Source organism: Ruegeria sp. BB10 (assembly GCF_056535725.1).
In genome coordinates this window covers 180346-199780 of record NZ_JBQFIW010000003.1, presented here as the reverse complement: position 1 = coordinate 199780, position 19435 = coordinate 180346, and the positions used below count along the sequence as shown (strand labels likewise).

The following is a 19435-nucleotide window of genomic DNA, read 5'->3' as shown; positions in this document are numbered from 1 at the left end:
CCATGGCCCGAAACGACCATCTTCTGTCCGTTGGAAATGAGGCGCTGACGCCGATGACTTCGGCCATGACTGCCCTGTCTACGCAGATCGACCAATTGACAGAGGTAGCAGATGCGCGATCCTCGGCGCGGTTAGCAACGCTCAAGACGAAGATGGAGAATTTTACGGCCAGTGTGACACTGGTTGGGCAGGTCAAGGCTGGCAAATCCTCGATCGTGAACATTCTGGCCGGGCGCCCCGCCCTGCTGCCGTCGGATGTGAACCCGTGGACCTCGGTGGTAACCACGCTGAACATCAACACTCGCACAGAAGGCGACAAAAAAGCCAAGTTCACCTTCTTCGAACAAGAAGAGTGGGACAACCTGATGGTCGGCGGTGGCCGATTGGGAGAACTGGCCAATCGCGCCGGGGCCGATGATGAGATGGAAGATATTCGCCGCCAGATCGGCGAGATGAAGGCCAAATCCGAATCCCGCCTGGGCCAGCATTTTGACCTGATCCTGGGACAAAGCCACCAGTATGACTATTTCGACGACGAACTGATCCAGCGCTATGTCTGTCTGGGCGATGACGAAGACCCGGATATCAACCCCAAGACCGGGCGTTTTGCCGACGTCACCAAATCTGCGGAACTGTTTATGGACATTCCGCAGTATCCGATTTCGCTGAAACTCTGCGATACACCCGGCGTGAACGATACGTTTATGGTGCGCGAACAGATTACGCTGCGCAGCCTGCGCGGGTCCGAGGTTTGCGTTGTTGTTCTGGCCGCCAGCCAGGCGCTGACCACCATGGACATGGCGCTGATGCGGATCATCGCACAGTTTGAAAACCGCCAGATCATCCTGTTTGTGAACCGCATCGACGAACTGTCAGATCCGGTCAATCAAGTGCCGGAAATCCGCGACCGCATTCAGGACACGCTGAAACAGAATAATATCGACACGAGCACAAGCGTTGTGTTCGGCAGTGCCCTTTGGGCCGAAGCCGCCCTGACCGGCAATCCCGACATTCTGACAGAAGAGTCGCGGCAAGCTCTGAATACCTTCTATTTGGCAGCAGGGTTTGGTGATCAGGCCCCGTCGCTGGATAAAATCTGGGCATTGTCGGGTCTTCCCGATCTGCTACTGGCGATGAATGAACGGATCGCTGACGGAGCGGGTACTCGCCTGTTGGATCGCGTCCGGCATCGCGCCCGCAATATCGCCAGCCAGATTCGGGCGACGGCTGTGGCCAAGAACCTGTCCGACGGCCAAGGGGTCGTGCGGGATCTGGATGGTGTGTCCCCCGAAGAGGCAATCGCCAAGGTTGCTGAGGAATACGATAAGAAGGCTGCGGAACTGACGACCGCCTTGCGCGACAAAGTGCTGGAACGTCTGAAATCGGCCGAGGCGAACTTTGTCAAACGCGCAACGGACTCTTTGATTTCGCATCTCGAACAGAATGGCGAGGAAGGCACTTGGCAATATGACCCGGCGGGTCTGCGCACATTGCAGAAAGCGGCCTATTTCAGCTTTGCCCGCGCGATGCGCAAAGAGGCAGGCGCGCTTTACAGTACCGCCGCGGCGGATGTCGAAGCGCTGTATCAGAAGCTTTTGGGCAACCATCTGGGTGAATTCAGCATCGAAGCCCCAATCGTCCCACGCGTACCTCCGCCACTGGGCATCGGGCGCACAATTGCGCTGGACCTGCAAAGCACATGGTGGCGTCGCTGGTGGCAACGACGCAAAGGGTTCGAAGCATACGCTGCCGATTATACGCGCCTGATCGCATCCGAGGCGAACTCGATCACCAAGGACCTTGAGGAAAATCAGATCGCTGCGGTTCTGGAAAATGTCCGGGCCGGGTTGTCTGACTTCCTGCGCGAGCAGGCCGAGACCCTGTTGAACATCTCGGCCTCAGCCGAGCAAGACCCAAGCCAGGCCGCGCTTATGGCCGGTATAGCACCCAAGAAATCGCGCGACGATATCCTGGGTGACATCCTGAAAGATCTTAGTAACGAGGCAGCATAAGTAGCGATATGGCAAAAGACACACAAACCCGCTTCGTCTCTCCTAAGGCATGGGAACGCATCGAGCAGTGGTCCCGGCGCAAACCGATCTTTGCGCTGATGGGAGAGTTCAGTGCCGGAAAATCGACGCTGATGAACTTTTTGCTGCGCTCGCACGCGCTGCCAACGCAGGTCACGGCCACGCAACTGCCCCCCGTCTGGTTCAGTTGGGGAAAAGGTTCGGCCTATGTGCAGCGCCACGATGGTAGCCGCGAGAACATTACGCTGGACCAGCTTGATACCGTAGGGGTCAACGACGTTCAGTTCGTTCGCATTTTCCTTGAATCCGACATTCTGGAAGCGGTGGACCTGATCGACACCCCCGGCATTTCCGACCCGAAAATTTCCAGCGATGTCTGGCGTCGCGCGGTCGGGCAAGCCAATGGCGTGCTGTGGTGTACTCATGCCACCCAAGCCTGGCGCGAGACCGAGCGGGCGACATGGGTGTCTTTGCCCGAACGTTTGCAGCATAACTCGCTGCTGCTGGTGACCCGAGCAGATGTGTTGGGCCAGAAAGATCGCCAAAAAGTGCTGCGCCGCGTGAACCGCGAAGCCGGTCATCTGTTTAACAGATCGATCCTGTTTTCGGCTCGTGACGCGATCACGGCGCGGGACAAAAGCGGTGACGCCGAGCTGTGGGCCCGCAGCGGTGGCGGCAAGATGGTCGACAGCTTCCTCGAAATTACCGAACAGATCATGGACAACCGCGCCGATATGCTGGCGCGCTACCAGATCGACAACAGCCTGTCAGGCGGCCTTCGTGTTCAGCCAAATCGCCCCAAGCGAAAGGAAGAACAGGCCGACGAACCGGCGCCGTTGAAATTGGTCGACCCCGTATCCGAATCCGAGGCGGGTGGCGCAGACGAAGTGGTCACCAACTTCCCAATTCGTCCAACGCGTGTCGAGCGCCGCGCCGAGGATACCGACCGGGAAGAACGCATCGATGCGGCCGAGGCCGAGCGCCTGCGCGCCGAAATGGTGGCGGAAAAGCAGGATGCTGAACCCGTCCAGGACGCCCAAGAGGACGAGCTGCGCGCCTTTTTCCGCGACACACCGGATACCGGCCTGAACCTGTCCGAACACGTGCGGGGTTTCGACGAGGAAGACTCGTTCGATCTGCTGGATGATGACGAATTGGACGAAGATGACGATATCAACCTGTTGTCTGACCCCGAAGTGGACAGCCCTGCCGAAGAACTGGCCGCTTCGGACCCGATCCTTTCCTCGCCCGAAAACGAGTTGGCAGACACGTCCGAGCAGGGTGAGAGCGCCGAACAAGCACCGGAAGACCGTCGCGCCGATGTCTCGGTGTCATCAATTACGGCTTTGCTGGCGGAACAGGCGAAAGGCGCAGATGATGAGTATGAACCCGAGCCCGAATCCAGTGGTCTTGTGGACATGCAAGTTGTGCCGCTGTCCAACGGTGCCGCCCCTGACGAGGCAACCCCGGCCGCAAAAAACGGCGAAAAACTGGAAGATTTGCTGAACGTACCGGCAGGAAAACCGCTGAGCGCGGCATCCATGTGGCGCGACATCACTGCGGATGAGGATTTGCCGGACGACGCTGAAGGCATGAAAAATGTGTTCGACGCGTTCCTCAAGGAATTTGACCAGATCGCAGCCGAACATTACGCACGTCAGGCCAAGGATTCTATGCATACGGTTCCGAACGCTTCGAAAAACGGCGGGGCGGAATTCCATGTGTTGTGACCCGAAGCGCAGGTAGCAAGCGATGACAATCGAAGCCGCATTGAACACCGCGATGGACACCATACCCGACTGCATTGCAGCCGGGTATGTCGATATGGAAACGGGGATGTTGCTGGCGACCAACACCTTGGACACAGACAGCGCGGACGTTCTGGACACTTTGGCCATTGCCGTGGCTAACCTGTTTCAGGGTCGCGGCGTCAAAGCCTTTGAGGAATTGTTGCGCTCGGCCACAGCAGAAGAGTCGGATAGTCCGGGATTTGGGGAAATCGCGGTGTTTTCGAACGATCGGCTGCACATCTTTCTGCGGACCCGGGAATATCCCGATCACGTGGTCTGCTACATCTGTCACAACAGCGCCAATGTCGGGTTGGCGTTGACCAAATCGCATCTCAGCCTGGGGCCGGTAGCGGCTGCAGTTTAGACCGGACCAGAGGGGGGTCACGGCATGATGGACACGGACATACTTGATCTGCTCGACGATATCGGTCGCGCATCTGTCGCCCGCCTGAATCCGGCGGTGACCGTACCAGGCGAAACAGCCCAGGCGCGGCGCGAAAAGGTTTTGCGTACCATTCGCGGCACCATCCTGCCACGTCGGTTGGAATTCACCGCCGCAAACGGCGATTGCCTGGCGATTGAGGTCAACAGCTCTCGGGTGACGGATGTGTTTCGCGTGCAATCCGGTATTGCCCCGGATTTCGAAACGGAATCGCGTGAGGATCTGGCCGTCAAGCTGGCGAAACTGGTCACGGACATCGCCTGCGCTCCTGCTCCGCTTGAGCTTGTTTCCCTGCAACCAGACACGGCGCTTGAGGCGGATGACGTTGGCATAACCTACAGCGAGATCGAAACCGCCTGTGAAAACATAGAAGTGCCGACAGAGCCTGTTATTTCCATTGTTGCGGATGCCGATCTTGACGAAATAGCATCCGCCGATGAAGCTCTGGAAAGCGAAGAAAACGACACTCTTGCCCAGCGTTTCTATGACGGGTCCGAGCGGTTTGCACAGGGGCGTGTTCTGGCAGCCGGGGCCGACGGGGCAGCACTGCAAATGGCAGGTGATTGCCAAGAAAATGGATCATTACACCCCGATTCTGACCTGCTGGCCCGCTTTGCCCGCGATCTTGCTGGTTGGAATGGCGACAGCGCCGCCGTCATGGACCATCCGCAATTGATTGTCATGCGCCCTTCGGGTGGCAAAGACGCCGGGCTGGCAATCCTGAACGATGGTAAAAACCTGGCAATGGCCGTACACGAGGCGCGCAAGCTGGGTGCCGTCGTCAATCTGTGGACCAATCTAAAGAGGCCGGACGGATGATTTCGGCCATAACATTCAATTTTTCGACTAATTCTATCCGTGATTACAAGTTACCAGGGTAAAGTTTATGAGTGAGAACAACCGTCGCGAGTTAATCCGTATTGCCGATGACATGAACGGCACCTCTAATGAAGAGACCCGCCAGTTCATTTCGCGAATTGTCAGCGACCTGACGAATCTGAAACCTTCGATTGCCTTTGTCGGGCAGATCAAGGCCGGCAAATCCCGTTTGATCAACGGCTTCACCGGGCAGGCCGAATACCTGCCGTCGGATGTGAACCCGTGGACGACGGTGATTACCGATATGCATTTCGGCCACCCATCGGGACGCACCGCAGGGGCCGAATTCCACTTTTTCGACAACCGCCAGTGGCAAGCGCTGATCGCCGAAGGCGAAGAGCTGCGCAACATGTTCCCCGATGACGAGGACAGCTATAAGCGCGAAATGATCGAAGAGCAGGTCGAGGCGATGAAAACCCGCGCCAAGCTGCGTCTGGGCGAAAGCTATAAGCACCTGCTGGGCCAGCATCACGATCTGGATGACCTGAATTCGGACGATCTGGCGCGCTATGTCTGTGCCGGGGATGATCCAACCGAAGAGGGTGAGCACGACCCTGGATCAGATCGTGGTCTCTACAGCGACATCACCCGCAAGGCCGAGGTCTATTTCGACATCGGCCACTTCCCGTTCCCGCTGACGGTGACGGACACGCCGGGCGTCAACGACCCGCTTTTGATCCGCGAGGAGATCTCGCGCCAATACCTCAAGGAATCCGACTTCTTTGTTGTGGTTCTGTCTGCGCATCAGGCCCTGTCGCGCGCCGATCTGAAACTGTTCCGCCTGATGCAGGCGCTGGAACTGGGTCAGATCGTAGTCTTCATCAACCGCGTCGACGAATTGGGCGGTGGAGCCGAAGATGCGGGCAAGGTCCGGGCCGATGTGATGGACGGTCTGGAAAAAGCACTTGGCAATTCGGATATCGATGTGCTGATGGGCAGCGCCCAATGGGCGCACTATGCGCTGACCGGGGACGAAACAGGTATCAACCATGATGAGGTCCTGGCCTGGCTGCGCGCGCATCCGGAACAAATGAAGCAATATCTGGACGGGGTCGAAGAAATCAAACGCGGCTCGGGCCCGATCAGCCGCGAAGGCGTCTTGCGGTTTGCCGCCATGATCGCTTCGGGCTTGCCAGACCTGCGCCGTCACGTGACCAGTGCGCTGACCGAGGGACCGCGCAATGAACAGCTGCGGATGGCTTGGCAGCACCTCAACAGTTTTGCCCAAGGCGAGCTAGAGCGCAGCAAGGCCCATCTGCGTGTCATCGAAGAGGAAATCAGCCCTGCCCCCGACAGCGGTGACGAGAATAGTAAGACGCTCGCCGATCTGCGCACACTGGTAACGCAAAAAACCTCGGAAATCGTCAATGACATGGACGATGTTCTGGCCAATCTGCGCGGGGTCATGGACGATACCGTGGCCGAGTCTGTCTCGGCTGTGGTTCGGGGACCGAATGGCGACTCACCCCTGCTTGCTAAGGGTGGGGATACCGAACTGAACTTCACTCCGCTGCGCGACCGAATGCGCGAGTTGGTTCAAGGGGCCACGCAGGTGGTGCGGCAGCGAATGCTGAGCGAATTGTACTCGATTGATATGCAAAGCAATGCCGCCTTGCGCGCCCTGCCCGGCTGGCAAGACCCAAGCGACAACCGCATGAATACCAGTGCCGTACGCTGGTTCCGCCCGGATACCACAGCTCTGACCCGCGGCATTACGGTTGAGTTGCGGGTCAGCTGGCTGTCACGTCTGATTTCACGCAAAAGCGTTGTCGCCCGCGCCGAACGCATGATCGTTCAGGAATTCGAGATGATCGGAGACGATCTGGTGGACACCGCCCGCAGCGATTTGTTGGAGCGCCTGAACACCGTTCTGGATCACTATCTGGCCTTGCTGGCCGGGCATCTTGAACATCGCATTGGAAGCGGCGAAACCAATGAGCGCACCGAGGCTCAAATGGCCTTTGATCAGGCACAGCGCATCGTGGCAGAACTAAGCGCCGTATTCGGCGCGGATGACGTAGACAAATTACTAGCAGAGGCGGCGGAATGATCGAATTTCCCGGAACCGAACAGGAAGTAAGACAACTTGAACGCTTTCTGACCGTGACCGAAAACCTGACAGCCGATGAGGCACTGGGCGATATGCGCGATAGAGCGCTGGCCCATGCCGAACGGCTGTCCAACGCGGTCAACATCGGTTTTGCCGGGGAATTCGGGGCTGGAAAGTCCAGCCTTGCCAACATGTTGGCCGGGGCCGATATCCTGCCCACCGGGCCACAACACCTGAAATTGCCACTGGTTATCGTCGCCTATTCTGAAACTCCGGAAACCACCGTGGGCTGGTGGGATCGTGAACCCAAGATTTATTCCGGCATCGCGCTGGAAAAAGCAGCCGCGGATGAACCCGATTTCATTTCGGTTGGGCTGAACACCCCTGCCCTGCAGGAAATCTCTTTGTTCGATCTGCCGGGAACCGGCGCGCTGGACGACAATTACAAAGAGACGCTCGATCTGCTGAAATTTGTCGATTGTGCGATCTGGTGTACCAACGGGACCAATGCCTGGCGTGAAACCGAACGGCATCTGTGGGTACAAGTCCCGCAAGAGCTGCGCGCCAATAGTCTGCTGGCCGTCACCCACACCGATCTGCCGCATGTCAGCGAAGCACTGGATCGGGTTCTGTCGCGGCTCAACAAGGAAAAGGGCGATTTGTTCCGCTCGGTCGTGCCTATTGGCACGCCGGTTGCCGTCCGCGCCATGGCGCAGGAGCCCGAGCCCGATTTTACCCTGTGGGAAACTTGTGGTGGCCAAAATCTGGCCGAACAGGTTTTAGAGATCGCATCCGCCCGCCGTCTGGCTGACCTTGAAGCCGCACAGGCAGACCTGAAACAGGACTTTCTGCCCTTTCTGGAAACGCTGGACCTGCCAGAGGCCGAGCCGCAACCAGCCGACACTGCCTCGATGCATGCCACGCTGGAATCCGCACTGCCGCCGCTTGAAAACCCGATCCTCGAGGACTGGCTGGCCGCAATTGCCAGCATCTACGAAGACCTGCGTGAATCGTCGGATATCGAACCGTCGGCCTTTTTGCATTCGTGCCAGGAAATCGTCGAAGATTTCGCCGAACGGTTAGAGCAAGGGGGCGAAATCGACCCCACGGCCGACTGGATCCCGGGCGAGTTCGAAAAGGCCACCGACCTGTTGTTGTTGTTGCAATTTGAAAGCGGTGACGCCCCCTTGAAGGACGCGATCAGCATTCTGGCACAGCTCAGCGATAACCTTGCCTGGGCAGGCAGCCGAGTGGATTCGGCGCAGCCAAAAACCGGAACCTGATAACTTCTCGTTAAAATTGAGTCGCGATACAGCGATTCGAATGCCCTAGAATCGCACCTAAAACTTTCTGACTCCGTTGACCAAGCGGAGACAAACAGTCGATCAGCTTGCATTTTGTGCAGGCTGATTTTCAACATTTAGAGACACCACCTCCCAAGAATACAATATGTAGTATTGATCCGAAAACGGTCCATAGTGAAGCCATGAGGCGGCCCCAATAAAGTCAAATTTGAAACGTCTAACCGTCTTAAGTGTCCTGCGGTTGTGTTTGGTTGTGAGTTCGAGGGCGATTTAGCCCAGTTAAATAAACCGCAAAACGATCAGAACGGGCGGAAAGAAATGAGCCACAACCAGGCGGTCGGTGCATCGCACGACGAACCGAAAATTGAAGGACTTCAACCCGGCGCAAAACTACTGCGCGGTCAGTATGAAATCCTGCGTTTCCTAAGCAATGGCGGCTTTGGGATCACCTATTTGGCCCGCGACAGCCTAGAGCGTGACGTGGTGATCAAAGAGTGCTTTCCGGGTGCCTTGTGCCGTCGCAATGGCGACATAGTCGAACCCGCCGATCCTGACCACAAGGACGATCTGCGCGCCATCATTGATTTGTTCATTCAAGAGGCACGCAACCACGCGCGTCTGGTGCATCCCAATATCGTAGACGTCCACCAGGTCTTTGAAGACAACAACACCGCCTATATCGCGATGGATTTCATCAAGGGATGCGATCTGTTGGATTACGTTGAGAACTCCGACAACAAGGCCGGGCCGGATTTCATCGTACAGGTGACCGAAAGGATGTTGTCTGCGGTGTCCTTCATCCACCAAAGCGGCATGCTGCACCGGGATATCTCACCCGACAATATCCTGATCAACGAGAACGGCGATCCGGTGCTGATCGACTTTGGCGCCGCGCGCGAGCAAGCGGCACAGCAATCCGCGGCTCTGTTGACCCTGCGGGTTATCAAGGACGGTTATTCCCCCCACGAATTCTATGTGCGTGGCGCCGATCAAGGCCCCAGCAGTGATCTCTATGTGCTGGCCGCCACGCTGTATCACGCCATCAGCGGAGAACGTCCAATTGATGGTCAGACCCGCCTGAACGCATTCAACAATGACCAGGACGACCCGTACTCTCCGTTGGCTGGACAGTTCAAAGGCTACCCGGATGGGTTCCTTGAAGCGATCGACAAGGCGATGGAGGTTCACGTCACTGACCGCCTGCAAAGCGCGTTGGATTGGTTGCGCATGTTCCGCGGTCCGGGCGTGATGTTCGATACGTTCGACTACCGTCCAGTTTCCGTCATCGTTGCGATGGACCGCAAGGATGATGAGGTTGAAAAAGCCCGGATCAAGGCCGAAAGCGAAAACGCCGAGGCGGTGGTCACCGCACTGCTGGCTGGCAACGCAGATCTGGCTCTGGGCAACGAAGATAAAAACGACGATGAACTGGCCAAGTTCACGTCCAAGGAAGACACGGCCGTCGCCGTTGACACTGTGGTAAAAAGTGGATCAGGCGGCAGCGGAAAACTGGTTGCGGGCATTGCCGTTGTTGTGGCCGGTCTGGCGGCGGGCGGATACTTCCTGATGACCAGCGAAAAACCAGAACCCGCACAGGACATTGCGGTTGTGGCCGAACCCGCAACGACCGAGACCACCACCCCAGCAACAACCCAGGTCGAAACTGAAACGGCAGCACCTGTCGAGCAGACTGCTGATACCGAAGCCCCTGTCGAGCAGGCGGCCAACACCGAACCTACGCCGGAACCAGTTGATCCGGCGCCTGTTATGGCAGAACCGACGCCAGAGCCTGTCGAGCAGACACAGGCCCCCTCGGCTGACACACAAGAGGCCCAAGCCCAGACAGCCGAACCTTCACCCGCAGCGGTTTCGTCGGGAACCCCTGCGGAAACGCAAGTTGCCTTCTCGCATTGGGATGTCGAGATTCCGTTCCAGTTCTCACGACGTCGTGTATCCACCGGCAGCATCATCGCCGTTACCGGTGTTGACCCGGCACAAGACATGTCGGTGATCGGCGATTGGGTCACGCGCGGCGCTGCGATCTATACGCTGAATGGCAAACCCATTCGCGAGAACGCAAGCTTCGCCGCGCATGTTCTGGATGATCTGTCCGTTGATCCTGACGGGTATATCCGTGTGACCGCGCGTTATCGTCCGCTGGGCAAGACCTTGGCCCAGAACGGCTTGCTGGCCCTGCCTGCCATCCGTGTGATCGGTTTGGAAAACGGCATTGGCTTTACCGTCCGCAATGAAGGCGGTCAGGGCTGGAAGGCGACTGTAACAAGCACCCCTACCGACACGGCGGGAAGCCTTCGGACTGGTGACGTTCTAATCTCGGAAGCGCAAACCGGGACCATCCTGAACGAAGAAGAAAGCCTGGATGCCCTGCTGGAAGCTCTGGTTTCGGACAATCTCACGCAGGCCCGACTGACCGTGCTGCGCAACGGGGCCGAAGCTGAGGCCGTGATGCAGCTAGCGCAGGAGTAATCTGACCGGTTCGAAAGTGATCTGCCGCAAAGTGAAAACGAAGGGTGGTGCCTGGAAATCCGCCACCCTGACGGGGACCGGCCCGTCGCGGCAGATAAAAGTTGGTTTGGTTTCCAAATTGTAAGTGCCGTTGTGCCGATGCGCGCAGAGGCGAGTAGCAGCCCCGCAGGACGAAAACCCTGTGTCAAAAAGCAAAGGTGTCGACACCATGTTCAAATATAAAAGCCCTCTCAGCCGGCTTCTCGAAGGTGCCGGCAAACCTAAAGAAGCAGAAACCGAAGTAGAAGTGGTCGCGGAAGAAGCCGCAGAGCCCGAGGCGGAAAAGCCCCAGCCAATTGCGGATTTCAACGCACTGCGTAACGCGCTGGCCGGTGGCAACATGTCGTCGGAATCCTACGAAGAAGCTGACGAACTGATCCCCGAAAAGGACATGCCCGAGTTTTCCGACGAGCCGGAAGAAGATGCCTCGGATGACGTCGTGGTGACCGAAGTGGTCGAAGAGGCCGAGGATAACATCTTCGAAACACCCGAAACCCAGCCCGAACCAGAAGAGCCGGTTGTAACCCTGCACATCGCCACCGACGAAGAGATCGAGGCGGAAGAAACCGCACAGGCCGAGGAGCCGCTGGAAGAGGCCATTCTTGAGGTTGTTGTTGAAACACTTGAGACCGCTCAGCCCGAGCCGGTTGAACCTGCGCAACCCGAACCAGTCGCTGAAATCGCACCTGAACCAGAAATTGCACCGGAACCGCCTCAGCCGGTTCAAGCGCCCGCCTCCGAGGACCGCCGTGGCCGCGTCAAAACCACGTTCCTTGGTTTTGAACGCGCCGACACGCACGTTCAGGAGATGATCGAAAGCGCAGAACCGGTAGCCAAGACCGAGACTGCGCAGGAAACCTTCCCTGTGGGTTGGCTGGTCGTAACCGCCGGACCGGGTCGTGGATCCTGCATCACCCTGACTGAGGGGCTGATGCAGATTGGTCGCAACGACGACCAGGCTATTCAACTGGACTTTGGCGACACCGGTATTTCACGCAGCAATCATGCGGTGATCGCCTATGATCCCGAAGACCGCAAATGCTATCTGGGTCACGGCGGCAAAGCCAACCTGGTCCGTCTGAACGGCAAACCGGTGCTGAGTACCGTTGCGCTGTCCAGTGGCGACCTGATCCGGATCAGCGAAACCTCAGTTCGATTTGCCGCCTTTTGCGATGACGGCTTTGACTGGCGGGATGCATAATAGATGCTGGCGCAACCGGCATATGACATTGCTCTGATCCTGGAACAGGGTCAGCGCGACTCGCAGGAAGACGCGATCGCGGCGCGCATGTTCGATGCGGCCAATGCCAGCTATGTTGTCGTCGCCGACGGCATGGGTGGTCATGCGGCAGGCGAAGTCGCCTCGGATCTTGTGATTGCCGCCTGGCGCGAGGCCCTGGACGCTGAGCTTGAGTGCAATACCCCGACCGAAAGCGCGATAATCGACGCGTTGCCCTTGGCTGCCATGCAAGCCAATGCCGCAATTGCCGCGCGCTGCGAGGAAAACGGCGAGGGCCTCAACATGGGGTCTACCCTTTTGGGGGTGCTGTTGCTGGAACAGCGCGTGTTCTGGATTTCGATCGGCGACAGCCCGTTGTACCTGTTCCGCGACGGGGTGCTGCGCCAGATCAACGAAGATCACTCCATGGCTCCGGTCATTGACGCGCAGGTGGCCCAAGGCACTCTGACAGAGGCTGAAGCGCAGGTTCACCCGGATCGCAACCAACTGACATCAGTGGTCATGGGGGCCGAAATCCCCAAGGTCGATTGCCCGGAAGAGCCGCTGCACCTGACTGCAGCAGATGTGTTGATCCTGGGCAGTGACGGGCTGCAGTTCCTCAGCGACGCGGAAATTCAGACCATTGTGCAGGCCAACGCGCATGCATGGGCGCAGGACATCGCCGAAGCGTTGTTGCAGGCGCTTCACGCCAAGTTTGACCCCGATCAGGACAATGCCTCGATCGGTGTTGTGAAATTAACAAGAAACTAACCAAGGCAAAGATACAGGACCCATGAAAACCCATCTGTTCATATCCAGCCTGGCACTTGCTGCCGCGGCCGGAGCCGCCTCGGCGCAAGAGGCGTGCTCAACCTACGAAATCCAATCAGGCGACAGCCTGCGCGAATTGACGATCAATGTTTATTCGACCGAGGATTTTCGTATCATCTTTGACGCCAACCGCGACGTGATCGGCAACAACCCGAACATCATCCGCGTGGGCGACGTACTGACCCTGCCCTGTCTGGAAGATATCGGGCGTGCGCGGGAAGTTCCGCAAACGGAAGCAGAAGCCATGGCAGCCGAGATGGCGGCCGAACTGGTCGCAGCAGCCGAAAAGCGGGCAGCTAAAGCAATAGCCGAGGCCGAAGCCCGCGTAGCAGAAGCCGAGGCCGAAGCCAAAAAGACCAGCGAGGACGCAGTGGTTGCAGCCAAAGCCGCGGCCCGCGAAGAAATCGAAGCCGCCCGCGCCGAGGGTGCCGCACTGATCCGCGACGCGGATGGCGGGATCCGCCCCGGTATTCGGGATCGCCAGTTGCTGCTGATCACCGGCGGCAACTATGCGCCGTTCACAGATGAGGCCCTGCCCCATCGCGGCCTTTATACAAATCTGGTGGAAACTGCGATGCTTCGGGCCGCGCCCGAGCAAGCCTACAAGATCCAGTTCGTCAACGACTGGTCCTCGCATCTGGACCTGCTGATGCCGACACTGGCCTTTGACGGCACCTTCCCCTGGTCGCGCCCCAATTGCGAAACGGCCGAAGCCCTCTCGGAAAATGACCGCGCGCGGTGCGAGACTTACAATTTCTCGAACCCGTTCTATGAGGTTGTGGACACCTTCTTTGCCCGCGAAGGCTCGGGCTATGAACAGACGCTGACCTATGCCGATTTTGCAGGCACCACGATCTGCCGCCCCGAGGGTTGGTCACTGTCGCATATGGATGCAGTGGGTCTTTATGAACCGGCGATCACGCTGATGCGCCCGGTGTCACCAGATGATTGCTTTCACGCGGTTATGGAAGGCACCGCCGACATCGTCGCGATCGAAGCTCACTTGGCCGTCGGTGCAATCAGCCGCCTGGGCTATGAGCATCGCATTCTCGAAAACCCCAACCTGGCGGCGATCAAGTCGCTTAACGTCATGACCCACAAAGATAATCCGGATGGGGAAGCGATCCTTGAGACGCTCAACCAGGGTCTGGCAATCATGCAGCAATCTGGCGAATGGCGTGACATCGTTTCGACCGCTCTGCGTCATCAAATGGAAAATGGCTAAGGCCTCAACCGGCCTGACAACTAAAAAGTCTGGAGGAAGTGGACATGTTTGAATTCAACCTGAAGAAAGTCGCGCTGTCGGCAACAGCCGTCACCGCCCTGAGCGCCGGAGCCGCCGCAGCACAGGAAGCCTGCACCAACTATACCGTCGCGGATGGCGACACGATGGCCACCATCGCCATCGCAGCCTATGGCACGTCGAACTATCAGCCGATCTTCAACGCGAACCGCAACCTGATCACCAACCCGAACGATCTGGCCCCTGGTCTGGTTCTTGCGCTGCCTTGTGAAGACGGCAGCCTGCCGAACGGTCAATCCGCTCAGGAAGTTATTGCGGCCGAGGAACAGCGTGCGGCAAGCGTCAAGCGTTCGAATGTCTATGCGCCGCCGATCAAGATGGTCGCGGGCAACGGATGGGAGCCATTTACAACTGAAACCCTGAACGGTGGCGGTATTATGACCCGTCTGGCAACAACCAGCCTTCAGCGTGCGGGCAACCAGCGCGAATACTCTGTCAGCTTTGTTGATGACTGGAGCTCGCACCTGGACACCCTGTTGCCGCTAGGGGCGTTTGACATTTCGATCGCATGGACCGTCCCGGACTGCACTAACCGCTCGTATGAGTGGTCTGAGGCTACCGAAGCCCGCTGCACGCAGTTTGTCGCATCAGTTCCTGTCTATGACATCGTGGGTGGCTTCTTCACACTGCCGGAAAGCGACTATGCAAGTGCGACTTCTTTCAAGGACCTTGAAGGCTCGACCATCTGCCGCATGGCAGGCTGGAGCATGGTGGTGCTTGAAGAGCAAGGCTTGAACCACAACAACACAACCGTGGTCCAGCCCAATACAGCCCGTGAGTGTCTGGATGCCGTATTGACCGGCACCGCAGATGTGGCGGCATTCGAAGTGGATCTGTTCGCATCGACAATGAATGACATGGGCTTGACCTCGGCTGACATCGTTGAAAACCCGTATGTATCCACCTTGTCCTCGATGAGCTTCCTCGCGCACCGCACCAACCCGTTCGCACGCGAATACATTGCGATGATGAACAAAGGCCTGATTGAGATGCGTGAGTCCGGCGAGTGGTACGCGATCATCTCGGATACCCTGCGTGAGCAGAACGAAAAGCTGAACGCAGCGTCGAACTGATCTTTTAGTTCACCTGAAACCCTTGGGGCCGGTCTTAGGACCGGCCTTTTTTGGTTTCTGGTACCGCTATTCGGTCAAATTCTTGGGGTTCAAATGCGGAGCCTACGGGAATCCCCTAATACCCGGAATAGCTCAGAGTGATATTCTGAAATCAACTATACCGGAGAGGCGCAGCCTCCCCACTCACTCAAAAAAGGGCCGACTTTTGGGGGTCGGCCCTTTTTTCTATTTTGATCTCTATTTTTCAGCGAAAAAGCCACGCCTAAAGGCGTGACTTCCGGCGATCAGCCGATGATCGCATTCAATGTTGCGCTGGGGCGCATCACAGCAGCGGCCTTGGCCGGGTCGGTGTGATAGTAGCCACCAAGATCGGCGGGTGCACCTTGCGCAGCGGCCAGCTCGCCCAGGATCTGACCTTCCTTATCGGCCAACTCTTTTGCGATTGGCGCAAATTCGGCCGCAAGGTCTGCATCGTCGGACTGCGCCGCCAGTGCCTCGGCCCAATAGCGCGCAAACCAATAGTGGCTGTCGCGGTTGTCGGGCTGGCCAACTTTACGGCTGGGCGACTTGTTGTTGTCCAGAATACCCTGCGTCGCCGCCTCGGCCGCGGCACCCAGAACACCTGCCTTAGCGTTGCCTTTGCTGTCGGCCAGGAAGTTCAGCGATTCACCCAACGCGCAGAACTCACCCATCGAGTCCCAACGCAGGTGGTTTTCCTCAACCAGCTGCTGCACGTGTTTCGGAGCCGAGCCACCAGCACCGGTTTCAAACAGGCCACCGCCATTCATCAGCTTGACGATGGACAGCATCTTGGCCGAGGTGCCCAGTTCCAAGATCGGGAACAAGTCGGTCAGGTAATCCCGCAACACATTGCCGGTGATGGCGATCGAATCCTTGCCAGCGGTGATCGTTTGCAAGCTTTGCTGTGTCGCTTCGCGCGGCGCCATGATCAGGAACTTATCCGCCAAGCCAGCAGCCTCAAGCGCCGGTTTGACGTATTTGATCAGCTCTGCATCGTGGGCGCGGTTTGCGTCCAGCCAGAAGATCGCCTCGGAACCTGTCAGACGCTGGCGGTCCAATGCCAGCTGAATCCAGTTTTCGATCGGAGCTTTCTTGACGGTGCAAGCGCGCCAGATATCGCCAGCCTCAACCTCATGTGACAGCAGGACGTCACCGTTAGCCAGCACGATGCGGATCACGCCATCAGCAGGCGCTTCGAACGTGGTCGGATGCGAGCCGTATTCTTCGGCTTTTTGCGCCATCAGGCCAACGTTGGCGACAGCACCGGCTGTGGCCGGGTTCAGCGCGCCATTGGCTTTGAAGAAGTTGATCGCCTCATCATAAACACCGGCATAGCAGCGGTCAGGGATCACACAGTTGGTGTCGCCCTTGGCGCCAGTCTCATCCCAACCCTTGCCGCCAGCGCGGATCACTGCGGGCATCGAGGCGTCGATGATCACATCCGACGGTACGTGTAGGTTGGTAATGCCCTTGTCGCTGTCGACCATGTACATGGACGGACGATCAGCTTTCAGGGCGTCAATGGCGGCCACGATCTCGGCGTCGCCTTTGACGCGGTCCAGCAGATCACCCAGACCCGAATTCGGGTTCACACCCAACGCATCCAGCTCAGCGCCATATTTTTCGAACACCGGCGCCAACCAGGCTTTGACGGCATAGCCAAAGATGATCGGATCCGACACTTTCATCATGGTCGCCTTCATATGAAGCGAGAACATGGTGCCGTCTTTCTTGGTGTCCTCAATGGCTTCGGTCAGGAAGGCAGACAGTGCTTTGACCGACATAAAGGTGGCGTCCGCCACGGTGCCTTCGTCCAGCGGCCAGCCGCCTTTCAGGACAGTCACGCTGCCATCTTTGCCGACGAATTCGATCTTTGCATCGCCCGCTTGTGCCGCGGTGATGGTGGCCGATTTTTCGTTGGCATAGAAGTCATTGCCGGACATCGACGACACTTTGGTCTTGCTGTCAGCGGCCCATTCCCCCATTGAGTGCGGGTTTTTCTGGGCATAATTCTTGACGGCCTTCGCGGCGCGACGGTCGCTGTTGCCTTCGCGCAGAACCGGGTTCACGGCCGAACCCTTGATCGCGTCATACCGCGCGCGGATCGCCTTTTCCTCTTCGGTCGAAGGCTCTTCGGGGTAGTTCGGGATATCATAGCCCTGCGATTGCAGTTCTTCGATGGCAGCAACCAGCTGCGGGACCGAGGCCGAGATGTTCGGCAGTTTGATCACGTTGGCCTCGGGCGTTTTCACCAGTTCACCCAGCGCGGCCAGATCGTCGGTGATACGCTGTTCGTCGGTCAGGTTTTCGGGGAAGGTCGAAAGAATACGTCCTGCCAGCGAGATATCCTTGGTTCCAACACTGACACCCGCGGCGCCGGCGAATTTGCGAATGATGGGCAGGAAGGACGCGCTGGCCAGCTCAGGCGCTTCGTCTACAATGGTATACAATATATCGAAGTTCGATTTTTCTGCCATATTCTTTTACCTTTTTTCAACCTTTCGGGGCGTGCGATCCAAGAGTTTGCCACATCTGCGTGGCTTGATACGGGGCGCGGGATTCCTAGCGCCCCAATGGTGACTCTGATTTGACAGGGTCTCCCTTAAATCAGGTTTGCCTTGGGATCAATCGTCTAGTGGGGGCGCAAATTGACACGGGGTTGAGAAATCCCGAGGTTGCTTAAACATTCAGCCGTTTAGCTTAGCCTTACTTAACTTTTACCAAATCATGCGGCGCTGTGCTTACGGAGCGAAACTTTAGGGGCTCGATCAATCTGCCCGCATGTAAAACGTAGTCAGAAATCGCTTTATTAAGATGCTCAGGTGACCCGTCATACGCTTGGCGTGGAACTGATATTCCTTGCTTGCCGAAGGAATCCAATATCGCTTTTCGTCCTTTGTATCCAAACGATGGCAGAGCATTTTCTAGCTCTGACACCGCCAAGTCCGGTCGTCCCATAACCGCGTAGAGATAGCCTCGGAGCATCATTTCTTCTTTATTTCTCCACAAAACCATCCGACGGCATTGTAGAACCACCGTTTTATGAAAATGCCTTTCATTGTGTCATCATCTTCATGCTGATATGCAGCAAGCTTCTGAACGTATTCTATCCCCTTCTTTTCATCACCAATCTCAAGGTGCACGCGGGCCTGTAGCAGCAGCACTGTCCCAATGTCGGACGTCAACCGATCAATTTCTGACACAGCTGCCAACGCGCCAAGGTAATCACTGGTGTAGCTTAGGTGGTATTCCACAAGCAGTTCGTAGGCCCAAATCTGTTCTGGCCAACGCATTGACGCCTGATCCAAGAACGTCTTGACCGCATCTTTTCCGTCTTCTTGATTTAGCAAATAGGCAATTGCATAACCGCTTTTTCGGCTATCAGGCTTAATATCAAGCACCCGCTCATATCCCAAAACAGCTTCAGCAAATCTTCCTTGTTTTCATCAATTTCCGACTTTCCAAGCAACGCATTCGTGTTGTTTGGATCTATCAACAGTGTTTTTGCGTAGTCGGCTACAGCCGCTTCGCTGTTTCCCAGAGCGTCCAAAGCCATAGCGCGTCTCAGAAACGCAGTCGCATTTTTGGATCGTAAAGCCAGAGCCTGATTATAATCCGCAATGGCGTTCTCATATTGGCGATCGCAGTAGAAGGCCCAACCACGTGCCCCCAGTAGCGTGCTTTGATACGCCGGAGTGAGCCCTCAACGTCCATCAACGTAGTACACGCGCCGGTTATATGGGACGTGCTGCCTTTATTACCCAGACATGCTGCAGTCAGCTCTGCGTGTACCGCGTCAAGTTTGGACGGTGAATTACTCGACAGCAGCAATGCCGTAATCACAACGATCAGGGCAGCAAGGCGTATACGCATCTAGGCTCCTTTGGGTCAGAGATACTCACCTTTAGGTGGTTATCCCCGGCCCATTCTCAAGATGCCTTTACCGTCAACCTGCTGTAAGTGATCC

At 57.2% G+C, this 19435-nt stretch carries 14 protein-coding genes; 11 read left to right on the top strand and 3 right to left on the bottom strand.

The features are described from left to right. Positions 1-2: 2 nt before the first annotated feature. From ACR3EP_RS21110 to ACR3EP_RS21060, 11 genes are all read left to right on the top strand, one after another. The gene (locus ACR3EP_RS21110) at positions 3-2012 is read left to right on the top strand and encodes a dynamin family protein (RefSeq protein WP_170349884.1); all 2010 of its coding nucleotides are present in this window, start codon (positions 3-5) and stop codon (positions 2010-2012) included. An 8-nt stretch (positions 2013-2020) separates the two neighbouring features. Further along, positions 2021-3760: a dynamin family protein gene (locus tag ACR3EP_RS21105; protein ID WP_480639326.1), complete on the top strand. Its 1740-nt coding sequence runs from the start codon at positions 2021-2023 to the stop codon at positions 3758-3760. 22 nt (positions 3761-3782) lie between these two features. Further along, entirely contained in the window at positions 3783-4184 is a 402-nt protein-coding gene (locus ACR3EP_RS21100; RefSeq protein WP_170349886.1) for a hypothetical protein, read from the top strand. Between the two features lie 24 nt (positions 4185-4208). Then, positions 4209-5081: a hypothetical protein gene (locus ACR3EP_RS21095; protein WP_480639325.1), complete on the top strand. Its 873-nt coding sequence runs from the start codon at positions 4209-4211 to the stop codon at positions 5079-5081. A 67-nt stretch (positions 5082-5148) separates the two neighbouring features. Beyond that, positions 5149-7191 carry a dynamin family protein gene (locus tag ACR3EP_RS21090; RefSeq protein WP_170349888.1) on the top strand — a complete coding sequence of 681 codons (2043 nt, stop codon included), beginning with the start codon at positions 5149-5151 and terminating at the stop codon, positions 7189-7191. Beyond that, on the top strand, positions 7188-8474 hold the full coding sequence (locus ACR3EP_RS21085) for a dynamin family protein (protein ID WP_170505916.1): 1287 nt from the start codon (positions 7188-7190) through the stop codon (positions 8472-8474). Before ACR3EP_RS21090 ends, ACR3EP_RS21085 begins: the two co-directional genes overlap by 4 nt. Positions 8475-8813: 339 nt before the next feature. Then, entirely contained in the window at positions 8814-10982 is a 2169-nt protein-coding gene (locus ACR3EP_RS21080) for a serine/threonine protein kinase (protein ID WP_480639324.1), read from the top strand. Positions 10983-11190: 208 nt separating this feature from the next. Continuing rightward, positions 11191-12222 (top strand): FHA domain-containing protein, encoded by a 1032-nt coding sequence (locus ACR3EP_RS21075; protein WP_480639323.1) that lies wholly within the window; start codon positions 11191-11193, stop codon positions 12220-12222. Positions 12223-12225: 3 nt separating this feature from the next. Continuing rightward, entirely contained in the window at positions 12226-13011 is a 786-nt protein-coding gene (locus ACR3EP_RS21070) for a PP2C family protein-serine/threonine phosphatase (protein ID WP_170349892.1), read from the top strand. Positions 13012-13033: 22 nt separating this feature from the next. Further along, on the top strand, positions 13034-14296 hold the full coding sequence (locus tag ACR3EP_RS21065) for a substrate-binding periplasmic protein (RefSeq protein ID WP_480639322.1): 1263 nt from the start codon (positions 13034-13036) through the stop codon (positions 14294-14296). Between the two features lie 44 nt (positions 14297-14340). Continuing rightward, positions 14341-15447, top strand: coding sequence for a transporter substrate-binding domain-containing protein (locus tag ACR3EP_RS21060; RefSeq protein ID WP_170349894.1), 1107 nt, complete (start codon positions 14341-14343; stop codon positions 15445-15447). Between the two features lie 284 nt (positions 15448-15731). On the opposite strand, the gene ACR3EP_RS21055 is transcribed toward ACR3EP_RS21060, so the two are convergent. From ACR3EP_RS21055 to ACR3EP_RS21045, 3 genes are all read right to left on the bottom strand, one after another. Beyond that, positions 15732-17945, bottom strand: coding sequence for an NADP-dependent isocitrate dehydrogenase (locus ACR3EP_RS21055; RefSeq protein ID WP_480639321.1), 2214 nt, complete (start codon positions 17943-17945; stop codon positions 15732-15734). A 507-nt stretch (positions 17946-18452) separates the two neighbouring features. After that, on the bottom strand, positions 18453-18869 hold the full coding sequence (locus tag ACR3EP_RS21050) for a tetratricopeptide repeat protein (RefSeq protein WP_480639320.1): 417 nt from the start codon (positions 18867-18869) through the stop codon (positions 18453-18455). Next, positions 18812-19141: a tetratricopeptide repeat protein gene (locus tag ACR3EP_RS21045; RefSeq protein WP_480639359.1), complete on the bottom strand. Its 330-nt coding sequence runs from the start codon at positions 19139-19141 to the stop codon at positions 18812-18814. The genes ACR3EP_RS21050 and ACR3EP_RS21045 overlap by 58 nt, the downstream gene beginning before the upstream one ends. Positions 19142-19435 lie beyond the last annotated feature (294 nt).